10 protein-coding genes are annotated in these 14,401 nt (G+C 72.6%); 8 read left to right on the top strand and 2 right to left on the bottom strand.

The window, feature by feature from the left end; translation table 11 throughout:
- Positions 1–5: 5 nt before the first annotated feature.
- The 7 genes from WD794_07320 (at position 6) to WD794_07290 (ending at position 9,545) form a co-directional block, all read left to right on the top strand.
- Positions 6–2,825: an aconitate hydratase gene (locus tag WD794_07320; GenBank protein MEX2290117.1), complete on the top strand. Its 2,820-nt coding sequence runs from the start codon at positions 6–8 to the stop codon at positions 2,823–2,825.
- A 212-nt stretch (positions 2,826–3,037) separates the two neighbouring features.
- Positions 3,038–4,387, top strand: coding sequence for an RNA polymerase sigma factor (locus WD794_07315; protein ID MEX2290116.1), 1,350 nt, complete (start codon positions 3,038–3,040; stop codon positions 4,385–4,387).
- On the top strand, positions 4,387–4,731 hold the full coding sequence (locus tag WD794_07310; GenBank protein MEX2290115.1) for a metallopeptidase family protein: 345 nt from the start codon (positions 4,387–4,389) through the stop codon (positions 4,729–4,731). Before WD794_07315 ends, WD794_07310 begins: the two co-directional genes overlap by 1 nt.
- Before the next feature lie 236 nt (positions 4,732–4,967).
- Positions 4,968–6,446, top strand: a complete 1,479-nt coding sequence (locus tag WD794_07305) for an RNA polymerase sigma factor (protein MEX2290114.1) — start codon at positions 4,968–4,970, stop codon at positions 6,444–6,446.
- 17 nt (positions 6,447–6,463) lie between these two features.
- Positions 6,464–8,578: an acyltransferase family protein gene (locus WD794_07300; protein ID MEX2290113.1), complete on the top strand. Its 2,115-nt coding sequence runs from the start codon at positions 6,464–6,466 to the stop codon at positions 8,576–8,578.
- A gap of 17 nt (positions 8,579–8,595) precedes the next feature.
- Positions 8,596–8,799: a hypothetical protein gene (locus tag WD794_07295; GenBank protein MEX2290112.1), complete on the top strand. Its 204-nt coding sequence runs from the start codon at positions 8,596–8,598 to the stop codon at positions 8,797–8,799.
- Positions 8,800–8,837: 38 nt separating this feature from the next.
- Positions 8,838–9,545, top strand: a complete 708-nt coding sequence (locus WD794_07290) for a dienelactone hydrolase family protein (protein MEX2290111.1) — start codon at positions 8,838–8,840, stop codon at positions 9,543–9,545.
- A 27-nt stretch (positions 9,546–9,572) separates the two neighbouring features.
- On the opposite strand, the gene WD794_07285 is transcribed toward WD794_07290, so the two are convergent.
- Together WD794_07285 and WD794_07280 are read right to left on the bottom strand one after the other, a co-directional pair.
- On the bottom strand, positions 9,573–10,826 hold the full coding sequence (locus tag WD794_07285; protein MEX2290110.1) for a GAF domain-containing SpoIIE family protein phosphatase: 1,254 nt from the start codon (positions 10,824–10,826) through the stop codon (positions 9,573–9,575).
- A gap of 2 nt (positions 10,827–10,828) precedes the next feature.
- Positions 10,829–12,094 carry a DUF349 domain-containing protein gene (locus WD794_07280; protein ID MEX2290109.1) on the bottom strand — a complete coding sequence of 422 codons (1,266 nt, stop codon included), beginning with the start codon at positions 12,092–12,094 and terminating at the stop codon, positions 10,829–10,831.
- A gap of 153 nt (positions 12,095–12,247) precedes the next feature.
- On the opposite strand from WD794_07280, the gene WD794_07275 reads away from it, so the two are divergent.
- Positions 12,248–14,332, top strand: coding sequence for a RecQ family ATP-dependent DNA helicase (locus WD794_07275; protein ID MEX2290108.1), 2,085 nt, complete (start codon positions 12,248–12,250; stop codon positions 14,330–14,332).
- The last annotated feature ends 69 nt before the right edge of the window (positions 14,333–14,401 follow it).

The raw sequence follows: 14,401 nt of genomic DNA, 5'->3' as shown, positions 1-14,401 counted from the left end.
AGCACATGGCCAGCCAGGACAGCTTCGGTGCGCGCAGCCGGCTGGAGGTGGGCGGGAACTCCTACGAGATCTTCCGGCTCGACGCGGTGGAGGGCTCCGCGGACCTCCCGTACAGCCTGAAGGTGCTGCTGGAGAACCTCCTGCGCACCGAGGACGGCGCCAACACCACCGCCGACTCGATCCGGGCCGTCGCGCAGTGGGATCCGGCCGCCGAACCGGACACCGAGATCCAGTACACGCCGGCCCGCGTCCTCATGCAGGACTTCACCGGCGTCCCCTGCATCGTCGATCTGGCCACCATGCGTGAGGCCATGGCCGACCTCGGCGGCGACCCGAAGAAGATCAACCCGCTGGCGCCGGCCGAGCTGGTCATCGACCACTCGGTGATCGCCGACTTCTTCGCCCGGCCCGACGCGCTCGAACTCAACGGCGCGCTGGAGTACGAGCGCAACCGGGAGCGCTACGAGTTCCTGAAGTGGGGCCAGACCGCCTTCGAGGACTTCAAGGTCGTCCCCCCGGAGACCGGCATCGTGCACCAGGTGAACCTCGAGCGGCTGGCCACGGTCGTCTTCACAAGGACCGTCGACGGCCGTCTGCAGGCCTATCCGGACACCCTCGTCGGCACCGACTCGCACACGACGATGATCAACGGCCTGGGGGTGCTCGGCTGGGGCGTCGGCGGCATCGAGGCCGAGGCCGCGATGCTCGGGCAGCCGGTGTCGATGCTCATCCCGCGCGTGGTCGGCTTCAAGCTCTCCGGTGAGCTGCCGGCGGGCGCGACGGCCACCGATCTCGTGCTGACGGTCACCGAGATGCTGCGCAAGCAGGGCGTCGTCGGCGCGTTCGTCGAGTTCTACGGCCCCGGTGTCTCCAACGTCCCGCTCGCCGACCGCGCCACCATCGGCAACATGAGTCCGGAGTACGGCTCGACCTGCGCGATCTTCCCGGTCGACGCCGAGACGCTGGCCTACCTGCGCCTGACCGGTCGCCCGGCGGAGACCGTGGACCTGGTCGAGGCGTACGCCAAGGAGCAGGGACTCTGGCACGACCCGGCCGCCGAGCCGCGCTTCTCCGAGACCCTCGAGCTGGACCTGTCGACCATCGTGCCGAGCCTGGCCGGCCCGAAGCGCCCGCAGGACCGCGTGCCGCTGACCTCCGCGAAGGCGATGTTCCGCACCGCACTCGCCGACTACACGACGACGGCGCCGGTCGAGCAGGGCCGCACGCCGGGGGTGCCACCGGTGGCCACCGCGGCCGTGTCCGGCACCGGCGTCGACGAGGCCAGCGCCGAGTCCTTCCCTGCCTCGGACCCGGCCTCCACGACGCACGAGGCACCCGGGGACAAGCCGGCGACGGTCGCCACCGGTGACGTCAGCCGGCGGCCCTCAAACCCGGTGGCGGCGACCCTCGCCTCCGGCGACGCCGTCACCATCGACCACGGCCATGTCGCCATCGCGGCCATCACCAGCTGCACCAACACCAGCAACCCGTACGTCATGGTCGGCGCCGGCCTGCTGGCAAAGAACGCCGTGGAGAAGGGCCTGTCGACCAAGCCGTGGGTCAAGACGACCCTCGCGCCCGGCTCGAAGGTGGTCACCGACTACTACGAGCGGGCCGGTCTCAACCCCTATCTCGACAAGCTGGGGTTCGCCACCGTCGGCTACGGCTGCACCACCTGCATCGGCAACAGCGGCCCGCTGCCCGAGGAGGTCAGCGCCGCGGTGAACGAGGGCGACCTGGCGGTGGTGTCGGTGCTGTCCGGTAACCGCAACTTCGAGGGACGCATCAATCCCGACATCAAGATGAACTACCTGGCGTCACCGCCGCTGGTCGTCGCCTACGCACTGGCCGGCTCGATGGACGTGGACCTCACCACCGAGCCCCTCGGCCAGGACGCCGACGGCAACGACGTGTTCCTCGCCGACATCTGGCCCTCGCCACAGGAGGTCGCCTCGGTCGTCGGCGAGGCCATCACCAGCCAGATGTATGCCGCGTCCTACTCCGACGTCTTCGCCGGCACCGAGCGGTGGAAGGCGATCGAGGTGCCGGCCGGCGACGCCTTCGCCTGGGACCCGCAGTCGACCTACGTGCGCAAGCCCCCGTACTTCGACGGCATGGAGCGGGAGCCGAAGCCGCTGACCGACATCACCGGCGCCAAGGTGCTGGCCGTGCTCGGCGACTCGGTCACGACCGACCACATCAGCCCGGCGGGGAACATCCGTGGGGACTCCCCGGCCGGCAGGTACCTGCAGGACAGCGGCGTCGCGCCCAAGGACTTCAACAGCTACGGCTCACGCCGCGGCAACCACGAGGTGATGATCCGCGGCACCTTCGCCAACATCCGACTGCGCAACCAGCTGGCCCCGGGCACGGAGGGCGGCTTCACCGTCAAGGACGGCCAGCAGACCACGATCTACGAGGCTTCCCAGGCCTACCAGGCGGAGGGCACGCCGCTGGTCATCCTGGCGGGCAAGGAGTACGGCAGCGGCTCGAGTCGCGACTGGGCAGCCAAGGGAACCGCCCTGCTGGGCGTGCGGGCCGTCCTTGCCGAGTCCTACGAGCGGATCCACCGCAGCAACCTCATCGGGATGGGCGTGCTGCCGCTGCAGTACTCCCCCGGCGAGAGCGCGACGTCACTCGGCCTGACCGGAGCCGAGACGTTCACCATCGAGGGGATCGCGGACACCGACTCGATCCCGCGCGAGCTGACCGTCCGGGCCGATGACAGGACCTTCACGGTCACGGTCCGGATCGACACCCCCGGTGAACAGGGCTACTACCGGCACGGCGGGATCATGCCGTACGTCCTGCGCTCGCTGCTCTAGCCCCCCGGCTCGGGGCTGCGGAAGCGCATCTTTCGGCCGGACAGGCCCTCGCCGGGCGCAAGAGGGGCGATACTGGTCCTGCCACACCCGCGACGGCGGTGGAGCGTCGTGCCCGTCCCGATCGTGGACCGTCAGCCACGGTGCTCGCTCCGGCGGGCCGGCACCGCACGACCGCGCTCGCCCGGCCACCCCGATGGACGAAGGACGCCTCTGTGACCCCGCCCCGCACCGCCCGCGTCGACGTGGACGACAACGCCCTCGACCCCGCACCCTCCGCCGGTGTGCGCGCGGAGCCGACCGCGAAGAAGGCCTCCAGGAAGGCGCCCGGAAAGAAGGCCGAAGTGCCCGCACAGGGTGCACCGGCCGGTACGGCCGCCGACGAGCCCGATCTCGCGGACCTCGACGAGGACATCGACCCGGCCGAGCTCGTGTCGGATGCCGACCCGATCGAGGGCGCCGTGCTGGACGGAGCCGTCGTCGCCGCGGCCGACCCAGCGTTGGCCGCCGCCGCGGCCACCCCGGCCGTCGCCGAGGACGACGAGGACGACGAGGACGACGACACGCCCAAGCCCCCGTCGGACGACGACGACGAGGACGAGGACGACAAGAAGCCGCTGGCCGCCGAGGGTGAGGTCGGCATCTCGACCGACCTCGTGCGGGCCTACCTCAAGGAGATCGGCAAGGTCCCGCTGCTGACCGCCGAGATGGAGGTGGATCTGGCCCAGCGGATCGAGGCGGGCCTGTTCGCTGCGGAGAAGATCCGGCAGGCCGACTCGGGTGAGGCGCCCAAGCTGTCCGCTGCCCTGCGCCGTGACCTGGACTGGCTGGTCCTGGACGGCGGGAAAGCCAAGCGGCACCTGCTCGAGGCCAACCTGCGCCTGGTCGTCTCGATCGCCAAGCGCTATCTCGGCCGCGGCATGCTCTTCCTCGACCTGATCCAGGAGGGCAACCTCGGTCTGATCCGCGCCGTCGAGAAGTTCGACTACACCAAGGGCTACAAGTTCTCGACCTACGCGACCTGGTGGATCCGGCAGGCGATCACCCGGGCGATGGCCGACCAGGCGCGCACGATCCGTATCCCGGTACACATGGTGGAGCAGATCAACAAGCTGACCCGGGTGCAGCGCGAGATGCTTCAGGAGCTCGGCCGTGAGCCCACCCCAGAGGAGCTCGCGAAGGAGCTCGACATGAGCCCGGAGAAGGTCGTGGAGATCCAGGGCTACGCCCGTGAGCCGGTGAGCCTCGAGACCACCATCGGCGACGACCAGGACTCCTCGCTGGGCGACTTCATCGAGGATGCCGACGCGCCCGTGGCCGCCGAGGTGGTGTCGTACGGTCTGATGCAGGAGCAGCTCGGCGAGGTGTTGCGGACCCTGACCGACCGGGAGGCCGCCGTCGTCAAGATGCGCTTCGGCCTGGTGGACGGCCAGCCGCGCACCCTGGACGAGATCGGGCGCGAGTTCGGGCTGACCCGCGAGCGGATCCGCCAGATCGAGAGCAAGACGTTGTCCAAGCTGCGCCACCCCTCGCGATCGCAGAAGCTCCGCGACTACCTGGACTGATGCAGCCGGTCCCGCCGGAGGAGTTCGAGGGCTACGTCGCCGACGCGCTCGACGGCCTGCCACCGGAACTGGCCCGGTGCTTCGACAACGTGGTGGTCGTCGTCGAGGACGAGGCCGAAGGCGACCCGGACCTGCTGGGCCTCTACGAAGGCGTCGCACTGACCGCACGCGAGCACTACTCGGGGGCGCTGCCGGACCGGATCAGCGTCTACCGGATCCCGCTGTGCCTGCTGGCCGAGGACCTCGAGCACCTGCTCGAGGAGATCCAGGTGACCGTGGTGCACGAATTCGCGCACCACGTCGGGATCGACGACGACCGCCTGCACGAGCTCGGCTGGGACTAGCGTCGGCAACAGGCCTGGATAGGACCGGCTCCTGCGGGTAGTCCTGTGAGCGACCTCACCCGGAGAGGCCTACCGGAATCCTCTCCGGCGCGGGATCGTTGGACCCTGCACGTGGCCAACCATGGGCGCTCGACCGCCCGGGACGCTCAACCGTTTCCGCTCGGTGCTCGTGCGCTTGGCGCGGCGTGAGACTGTTCTGTCCACTGCGCCACCGCCCCGAGAGCTCAGGAGATCGCATGTCCGCCCCCGCACGTCCCGCCGACGTCGTCGAGACGTTGGTCGCGCGCTCGACGGCCGAGGGACCACTGTCCCTCGCGCAGCTGCGCTCGGCCTTCGAGGCCGCCGGCATCGGTCCGGCCGAGGCGCGCGCGGTCCTGCGCTCACTGTCCGAGCAAGGGGCGGTGCTCGAGGCCGTTCCCGGCGCCGCGGAACGTCCAGCGGCCCGTACTCGTCGTACGTCGAAGGCGTCGGGGGCCCGGCCGGTCCAGCGGGCCGTCGGACCTCAGGAGAAGCGTCCCGCCGGACGCACCGTTACCACCGCACCGGCTGATCAGTCCGGAGAGGACACGCACGTGCTGACCGAGACCGTCCCGAGCCAGGCCGCCCCCGAGGGCGCTCCGGCCATCGCCGCCAAGGCGGCCAAGCCGGCCAAGCCGGCCAAGCAGAGCAAGGCGGAGGCCGAGGCTGCCGTCGCCGAGGCCGCGCTGCCCGAGGGTGACACCGTGTTCGCGGAGCCGGCCACCGCGCCGGCCACCGTCGCCGAGGAGGACAAGCCACTGGCGCTGGACGAGCCGCCGCCCGGGATCGACCTGGTCAAGGCCTACCTGCGCGAGATCGGCCGGGTCGCCCTGCTGACCGCGGAGCTGGAGGTCGACCTGGCCAAGCGGATCGAGGCGGGCCTGTTCGCCACCGAGAAGCTGCGCCAGCACCGGGCCGGCGAAACCAAGATCGCGGCCGCCATGCGCCGCGACCTGGGCGAGATCGAGAAGGACGGCGAGATCGCCAAGCGCCACCTGCTCGAGGCGAACCTGCGCCTGGTCGTCTCGCTGGCCAAGCGCTATCAGGGCCGCGGGCTGGACCTGCTCGACCTCGTGCAGGAGGGCAACCTGGGCCTCGTGCGCGCGGTGGAGAAGTTCGACTACGCCAAGGGCTACAAGTTCTCCACCTACGCCACCTGGTGGATCCGGCAGGCACTGCAGCGTGCGCTGGCCGACCAGGGCCGCACCATCCGGGTGCCGGTCCACATGGCCGAGCTGATCACCAAGGTGACCCGCACCCGCCGTGACCTCACCCAGAGCCTGGGCCGCGAGCCCACCTCCGAGGAGATCGGCGAGCCGCTCGCGATGACCGCCGAGAAGGTCGAGGAGATCCTGCGACACGGCCGCGACACCCTGTCGCTGCAGGCGCCGGTCGGCGACGACGAGGCCGTCCTCGGTGACTTCATCCACGACGTCGACTCGATCGACCCGCAGGCGGCCGTCGAGACGCAGATGCTGCACGGCCAGCTGTCCGAGGTCCTGGACTCGCTGCCCGAGCGCTCCGCGATCGTCATGCGGATGCGCTTCGGCCTCGACGACGGCCGCCCGCGCACGCTGGACGAGGTCGGCCGGCACCTGGGCCTGACCCGCGAGCGGATCCGTCAGATCGAGCGCGACACCCTCGCCGAGATCCGCGCCGGCGGCCGCGCGGATGCGCTACGCGAGTACGTCGCGTAGTTCCTGACCGGAACGGCATGGGGAGCACCCTGCGGCACCCGGTCCCGGGAGTCGTCACCCATCGCTGGCCGCGCCCGGCGGACACCTTCCGGCCCGACATCGAGGGGCTGCGGGCCGTCGCGGTGCTGCTGGTCGTGGCCAGCCATGCGCTGGGCGCCCCCACCGGCGGTTACGTCGGCGTGGACGTGTTCTTCGTCGTCTCCGGCTTCCTGATCACCGGGCTACTGCTGCGCGAGCACGCCCACAGGGGCCGCATCAGCCTGCGCGACTTCTACGCCCGCCGCGTACGGCGGCTGCTCCCGGCGGCGGTCCTGGTCCTGGCCGTGACCAACCTGGCGGCCTACCTGCTGTTCGCCGGCGAGCGGGCCGGCCAGGCCGTCCGCGATTCGCTGTGGTCGCTGGGCTTCCTGGCCAATGTCCGCTTCACGACGATCGGCACCGATTACTTCGACGACACCCGGCCGCCCTCGCCGGTGCAGCACTACTGGTCGCTGGCGGTCGAGGAGCAGTTCTACGTCGTCTGGCCGCTGCTGCTGCTGGCCGCGCTGTGGCTCGCCGGGCGACGCGGCGCCGGCGCGGTACTCGTGCTCGCCACGGCGGCCTCGTTCGCCTGGTCGGTGCACCTGACCGCCGCCGATGCCACCGTCGCCTACTTCGCCACGCCGGCGCGTGCGTGGGAGCTCGGGGTGGGCGCGCTGCTGGCCCTGGGAGCACAGTCGGGGGTGGTCCAGCGGCTGCCGCTGCGGTTCGCCGTCGGCCTCGGCTGGCTGGGGCTGTACGGCATCGTGCTGTCGGCGGTCCTGTTCACCGAGCGCACGCCCTTCCCCGGCCTCGCCGCCGTACTGCCGGTGCTGTCGACCGCCCTGGTCCTGCAGGCCGGCGAGGCGGGCGCCGCCGACCGGAACCGGGTGCTGGTCAACCCGGTCAGTCGCTACCTGGGACGCCTGTCCTACTCGCTCTACCTCTGGCACTGGCCGGTGCTGGTGATCGGCGTGGCGGTGCTGCCGGCGAGCCTGGGCGTGGTCGTCCCGCTGGTCGCCACGTTCATCCTCGCCGCGCTGTGCCACCACCTGGTGGAGGAGCCGGTCCGCCGCTCCTCCTGGCTCGCCCGCCGACCGGCGCCGCGCAGCCTGCCCAAGGGCAGCGGCCGGCGGGCGGCGGTGGCGCTGAGCGCGACGGCAGCGCTGCTCGGTGGCGGCTTCGTGCTGCCGGCGGTGGCGCTGCACCGGGACGCGCCGATGCCGCAAGCCGCGCCACCCGCCCCGGCCGATCCGGACGGCTCGTCGGCCGACCCGGACGCGCTGGCGGAGCGGATCCGCGGCTCGCTCGCGCCGGCGTCCTGGCCGCTGCTGGACCCATCGCTCGAGCGGATCAGCCTGGCGGGCGCTCCGGAGTGGGTGACCGACCGATGCGACAACGTCAACTCAGGTAACCTGGAACGCTGCCGCTACGGCCCGGTCACGGCCAGCCGGACCGCCGCGCTGGTGGGCGACTCGATGGCGATCAGCTGGCTGCCGGCCCTGCGCGACGCGCTCGAGCCGCTCGGCTTCCGCATCCACGTCCTGACCCGCAACCAGTGCCCGGCGCCGGCGGTGATGTTCTACCGGAATCGACCGGAGGAGCCGTTCACCGAGTGCGCCGAGCACAAGGACTGGGTGGTCGAGCAGGTCCGCACCCTGCAGCCGGAGCTGGTGGTCGTGGCGAACTCCCTCACCCTGGTCGACAAGCAGGTCGACGAGCCGGCCGGGGAGGCCCGCTACGAGCGCTGGGGGGACGGCATGGCCGTCACGCTTCGCACCCTGAGCGCCGAGGCCGACCGGGTCGTCCTGCTCGGGGCCCCGCCGCGGTCGGGCAACCTGCAGGAATGCGTGACGCGGCTGTCCGACCCGGTCGACTGCACCGAGCCGGTGCCCGCGCAGTGGCGCGCCGTGAGCGCCGCGGAGCAGCAGGCGGCCCACCGGGTCGGCGCCACGTACGTCGATCCGGAGCCCTGGTTCTGCGTCGACGGCCGCTGTCCCGCCGTCGTCGGCCGGACGCCGGTCTACACCGACGGGCGGCACCTCACGCACGCCTACGCCCGTCGACTGGCCCCGCTGATCGCTTCGGCCCTGAAGGTGACGGAGCAGCGCTGACGGGGCATCCCGGGCCCATGCAGCCAGTAGTCCACGCCGCCCGCCCGTTGGAGCCGACACCCGGCGCTCCCCAGCCCGACGCCGTACCGCCGCTCGACCCGGACACGCCGGTCCCCGACGATCCGGGGCCGCTGCAGGAGCCGGACGTCCTGCCGCCCCCGCCGCTCGAGCCGACGCCCGAGGTCGTACCGGCCGGGGAGCCGGAGCCGGAGCCGGTCTAGATTCGCCAGCAACCGCTCCCGCTCCGAAAGGCGCCGCCGTGCCCGAGAACGCGTCCCGCCAGAACACCACCTTCCCCAGCGGTACCGGTCAGGCGCACGGCTACCTCGTGCTGCCCGAGGCCAGCTCCGGCCCCGGCGTCGTGGTGATCCAGGAGTGGTGGGGCCTGACCGACCACATCGCGGACGTGGCGGACCGGCTGGCAGCCGAAGGTTTCGTGGCGCTGGCACCCGACCTGTACGGCGGCCGGACCACCCACGATGCCGACGAGGCTGGCGAGCTGATGACGACCCTGCCGGTCGAACAGGCCGCCGGCGAGCTCGCCGGTGCGGTCGACTTCCTGCTCGGCCACGAGGCCGTCACGAGCAGCACCGTCGGTGCCGTCGGGTTCTGCATGGGCGGCGGCTTCGTGCTGCTGCTGGCCGCGCAGCAGGGGGAGAAGGTCAGCGCCGCCGTCCCCTTCTACGGCGTGGGACCGGCGGTCCCGGCCACCTTCACCGGCCTCACGGCGGCGGTGCAGGGGCACTACGGCCTGCGGGACGACTTCTACCCGGCCGGCGACGCCCGCGCGCAGGAGACCCAGATCCGCGAGGAGTCGGGCGCCGACGTGGAGTTCCACTTCTACGACGCCGGACACGCCTTCCACAACGACACCGACCGGCTCGGCACCTACTCCCCCGACGACGCCGCCCTGGCCTGGTCCCGCACCGTCGACTTCCTGCGTACGAACGTCGTCGTCCAGGGGTAGTCGGCGGCACCGGCCGGCGACGGGCGGCTAAGCCGGCGGCACGCGCAGCGCGAGCAGCGCAATGTCGTCGCGCTGCGCCACGGCCGCGGCCCGGTGCACCCGCTCGACGACCGCGTCGGCCGTCAGTCCGCGGCAGCCGCGCAGCACCTGCTCGACACCTTCCTGCTGCAGCCCGCGGCTACGCCCGGAGTCGTGCACCCCATCGGTGACGAGCAGCATCGTGTCGCCCGCGGACAGCCACACGCTGCAGTCCGGCGCATCGACCGCCGGCAGCACGCCGAGCAGTGCTCCCGGGCGGCCGACCTCCTCGACGGTGCCGTCGGCGCGCAGCAGTGTCGGCAGGGGATGGCCCGCGCTGGCGAAGGCGATCTCGACGCCGTCCCGGACCGGCTGTGCGCGCGCGTAGAGCGCCGTCACGAACGCCGGCTCCACCGCGCCGCCGCACTCGGCGAGCAGGGCCTGGTTCACGGCGTCCAGGACTGAGCTTGCCCCGGACTCGTGCACGGCGGCGCCGCGCAGGCTGTACCGCGCGCAGCTGGTGCGCCCGGCGGCCTGCGGACCCTTGCCGCAGACGTCCCCGATGACAAACCCCCAGGCGCGGTCGTCCACCGGGAAGACGTCGTAGAAGTCGCCGCCGACCTCGAAGCGGTGGGCGGGCTGGTAGCGGGCGCCCAGTTCGAGGAAAGGCACGCGAGGCAGGGACGGCGGCAGGAGGCTGGCCTGCAGCGCGGCGGCCAGTTGCTCGACGTCGTGCAGCCGGCGCTCGGCGGCGCCGACCGCCTGCCGGGCGCTCAGGCGCAGCTCGAGTTCGTCCATCACCGTGGCCGCGAGATGCTGGAGCATCTCGGTCTCGGCGTCGGTGACCTGCCTGGGCAACCGGTCGATGACGCAGAGCGTGCCGAGGTTGTAGCCGTCGGACGTCGTGAGCGGCACACCGGCGTAGAAGCGCAGCCCGACTGCACCGCTGACCAGGCTGTTGACGAGCGTGCGCGGGTCGGACACCGCGTCGGTGACGATCCACGGCTCCGACCCCAGGATGGCCGACGCGCACAGCCCCGGCTCACGCGCCACCTGCGTGGCGTCGAGGCCGTGGTGGCTCTTGAACCAGATCCGATCGGTGTCGACGACGCTGACGATGGCGATCGGGACGTCGAACAGGTGCGCCGCGACGGCCGCAATCCGGTCGAAGGCGCCGTCGGGCGGGGTGTCGAGGACGTCGTAGCGACGGACGGCCGCAAGCCGCAACGCCTCGTCCCGCGGCATGAACGGTGTCGTGCTCATTCCTAGTCCGCACGCACCCAGGCGGTGGTCGACTTCTTCCGCCGGGCGGTGGGCGTTCCGGCCGACGGCTCCGGGGCGGAGCCGGCGACCGAGCCACCGGCCTGGGACAGCCACTGCTTCTGGGTCACCAACGCCGCCTCGAGCTCCTCGGTCGGCCGGCCGGCGGCACGGGCCTTGTCCAGCTTGCCCTCGAGCTCGACGACTTTCTCACGCAGCCTGACGGCGAACGGCGACTCGTCGGACGCGCGGAACCGCTGCTCCCCCGCGCCGCGGATCTTCTCCTCGACCGCGCCCATGCGATCCTCGAGGGAGCGCAGCACGTCGCGCGGGACCTTGCCGGCCGCCTCCCAGCGGTCCTGCAGAGTGCGCAGCCGGGCCTTGGCCTTGTCCAGACCCTGCGAGGGGTCGATCGTCTCGGCCTCGGCCAGGATCTCCTCCTTGACCTTCTGGTTGCCGCGCAGCTCCTCGTCCTGGACGGAGAAGTGGGCGTTGCGCGCGGTGAAGAAGGTGTCCTGGGCAGCCTTGAAGCGCCTCCACAGCTCGTCCTCGACCTCACGCGGCGCCCGGCCTGCGGCCTTCCAGTCGCTCATCAGCTGCTTGTAGCGGGCCGCCGTGGGTCCCCACTCGGTGGAGCCCGAGAGCGCCTCGGCCGCCTGGATCAGCTTCTCCTTGCGCTCCTGCGAGACCCCGCGCTGCTGCTCGAGCGCCGCGAAGTGCGTGGTGCGGCGCTCGGCGAAGCGCTTGCGCGCGGCGGCGACGCGCTGCCAGAGCTCGTCGTCGGCCTTGCGCTCGAGGTGGGGCAGGCGCTTCCAGTCGTCTCCGAGCGTGCGCAACCGCTCCCCGGCGGACTTCCACTCCGAGCTGCCGGCGAGCGTCTCCGCCTCCTCGGCCAGGGCGGCCTTGACCTCGGCGGCGCGGGCCCGGGCCTCGGCCTTCTTGGCCTTACCCGCCTCGACCGCGTCGGCGGTCTTCTCCAGCAGCGCGTCGACGCGTCGCTCGAGAGCCGCCAGGTCGCCGACCGCGGCGGCGGTCGGGATCGTGCCCTTGAGCCGCTCGGCGCTCTGAGCGACCTGCTGCGGGTCGCCTGCCCCGGTGCGCAGCCGCTGCTCGAGCAGCGCCACCTCGGTGGAGAGCACCTCGAAGCGCCGGGCGAAGTGCGCCAGCCCCTCCTCCGGCGTTCCCGCCTGCCAGGACCCGACCTCACGCTCGCCCTCGGTCGTTGCGACGAACACGGTGCCGTCCTCGGCCACCCGGCCCCACTCGCTCATGATGCTCGCTTCCGGTGTCGCGGAGCGCCGCACGGGCGCGCCTGTGCGCCCTGCTCCGGGCGCGGTACCCCACCATCCTCGCTGATGCGGCCGCCGGCCGTGGACGGGTGCTACGGAACCGGGCGTGTCGGTGCGGCGTGGCAGGGTCGCGGGGTGAGCACCCGGAACGCCGCCGAGCGGCACCTTCGCGCCCTCGCCGGCGCGTCGGCCGTCCTGCGCGAGGACCAGTGGACGGCGATCGAGGCACTGGTGTCCGGCCACCGCCGGGCATTGGTCGTGCAGCGCACCGGCTGGGGCAAGTCGGCGGTGTACTTCGTCGCCACCGCGCTGCTGCGGGCCTCCGGCGCGGGACCGACGGTCATCGTCAGCCCGTTGCTCGCGCTGATGCGCAACCAGATCGCGGCCGCGCAGCGGGCCGGTATCCGCGCGGTCACGGTCAACTCCAGCAACGTCGAGGACTGGGCGACGGTGTACGACGCTGTCGCGCGGGGCGAGATCGACGTCCTGCTGGTCAGCCCGGAGCGGCTGAACAACCCCGGCTTCCGCGACGCGGTGCTTCCCCGGCTCGCGGCCACCGCAGGACTGCTCGTCGTCGACGAGGCGCACTGCATCTCAGACTGGGGGCACGACTTCCGGCCCGACTACCGCCGCATCCGCACGCTGCTGGCGGAGCTGCCGGCCGGCACACCGGTGCTGGCGACGACGGCGACGGCCAACGCGCGCGTCGTCACCGACGTCGCCGAGCAGCTGGCGACCGGGAGCGGCGGCGGGACCGTCGTGCTGCGGGGCGCGCTCGATCGCGAGTCGCTGCACCTGTCGGTGCTGTCGCTGCCGGGCGCCGCGCACCGCTGGGCCTGGCTGGCCGACCATCTCGCCGACCTGCCGGGCAGCGGGATCGTCTACACCCTCACGGTCGCCGCCACCGACGAGCTGGCCTCCTTCCTGCGCGGCCGCGGCATCGCGGCATCGGCCTACTCCGGCCGCACCGACGACGCCGAGCGGCGGACCGCCGAGGACGACCTGCTGGCCAACCGGGTAAAGGTCCTGGTCGCCACCAGCGCCCTCGGGATGGGCTTCGACAAGCCCGATCTCGGGTTCGTCGTGCACCTCGGCGCGCCGCAGTCACCGATCGCCTATTACCAGCAGGTCGGCCGGGCCGGCCGCGGCGTCCGGCGCGCCGAGGTGGTGCTGCTGCCCGGCGCGGAGGACGAGGCCATCTGGCGCTACTTCGCCTCGCTCGGCTTCCCGTCCGAGGAGCAGGTCCGGCAGGTGCTCGGCGCGCTCGGCGACCGGCCGACGTCCACGCCGGCCCTCGAGGCGCACGTCGACCTGCGGCGTACCCGGCTCGAGACGATGCTCAAGGTCCTCGACGTCGACGGTGCGGTGCAGCGCGTCAGCGGAGGCTGGATCTCGACCGGCCGGGCGTGGACCTACGACGCCGACCGCTACGCGCGGGTCGCCGCGGACCGCGCGGCCGAGCAGCAGGCGATGCGCGACTACGCCTCGACGCCCGACTGCCGGATGCTCTTCCTGCGCCGGCAGCTGGACGACCCGGAGGTGCTCGACGGCACCGCCGCCCCCTGCGGGCGGTGCGACCGCTGCACCGGCCGGGCGCTGCCGGCGCAGGTGTCGCCGGAGTCGTTGTCCGCCGCGCAGGCCGCGCTCGGCCGGCCCGGTGTCGAGCTCGAGCCGCGCCGGATGTGGCCGACGGGACTGACCGAGGTGAAGGGCCGGATCCCGGCCGGGCAGCAGGCCGAGAGCGGGCGCGCGCTCGGCCGGCTGTCCGACGTCGGCTGGGGCGGCCGGCTACGCGTGGTCTTCTCGGCACCCGACACCGAGGTGCCGGACGACATCGTCGGAGCCGTCGTCGAGGTGCTGAAAGGGTGGGGCTGGCAGACCCGGCCGACCGGCGTGGTGGCGGTGCCGTCGCGGTCACGGCCGCTGCTGGTGGCGAGCCTCGCGGCCCGGGTCGCCGCCATCGGTCGGCTGCCGCTGCTCGGCACCCTCGACCGCGTCCGCGACACACCGACCGGCGCCGGCCACGCGAACAGCGCACAGCGGCTGCGGGCGGTCCGCGGAGCGTTCGCGGTGCCCACGGGGCTGGACCTGCCGCCCGGGCCGGTGCTGCTCGTCGACGACCGGACCGACAGCGGCTGGACGCTCACCGAGGCGACGCGGGTGCTGCGGGAGGCCGGGAGCGGCCCGGTGCTCCCGCTGGTGCTCGCCGTCGACGGGTGAGGTCGCGACAGGAGGGTAACACCGACCGGTCCTGGACGCGGCTCGCTGGTGCTGGACGCGGTCCGATCC

This window comes from Mycobacteriales bacterium (assembly GCA_040902655.1).
Classification (GTDB): Bacteria; Actinomycetota; Actinomycetes; order Mycobacteriales; family SCTD01; genus SCTD01.
The sequence above is the reverse complement of the archived record's forward strand: the minus strand, read 5'-3'. Positions and strand labels throughout refer to the sequence as shown.

What these genes read in the sequence shown, in the direction of transcription:
- WD794_07320 (MEX2290117.1), top strand. Translation starts at nt 6, where the DNA reads ATGGCCAGCCAGGACAGCTTCGGTGCGCGCAGCCGGCTGGAGGTGGGC.
- WD794_07310 (MEX2290115.1), top strand. Translation starts at nt 4,387, where the DNA reads ATGCAGCCGGTCCCGCCGGAGGAGTTCGAGGGCTACGTCGCCGACGCG.
- WD794_07305 (MEX2290114.1), top strand. Translation starts at nt 4,968, where the DNA reads ATGTCCGCCCCCGCACGTCCCGCCGACGTCGTCGAGACGTTGGTCGCG.
- WD794_07300 (MEX2290113.1), top strand. Translation starts at nt 6,464, where the DNA reads ATGGGGAGCACCCTGCGGCACCCGGTCCCGGGAGTCGTCACCCATCGC.
- WD794_07295 (MEX2290112.1), top strand. Translation starts at nt 8,596, where the DNA reads ATGCAGCCAGTAGTCCACGCCGCCCGCCCGTTGGAGCCGACACCCGGC.
- WD794_07285 (MEX2290110.1), bottom strand. Translation starts at nt 10,826, where the DNA reads ATGAGCACGACACCGTTCATGCCGCGGGACGAGGCGTTGCGGCTTGCG.
- WD794_07280 (MEX2290109.1), bottom strand. Translation starts at nt 12,094, where the DNA reads ATGAGCGAGTGGGGCCGGGTGGCCGAGGACGGCACCGTGTTCGTCGCA.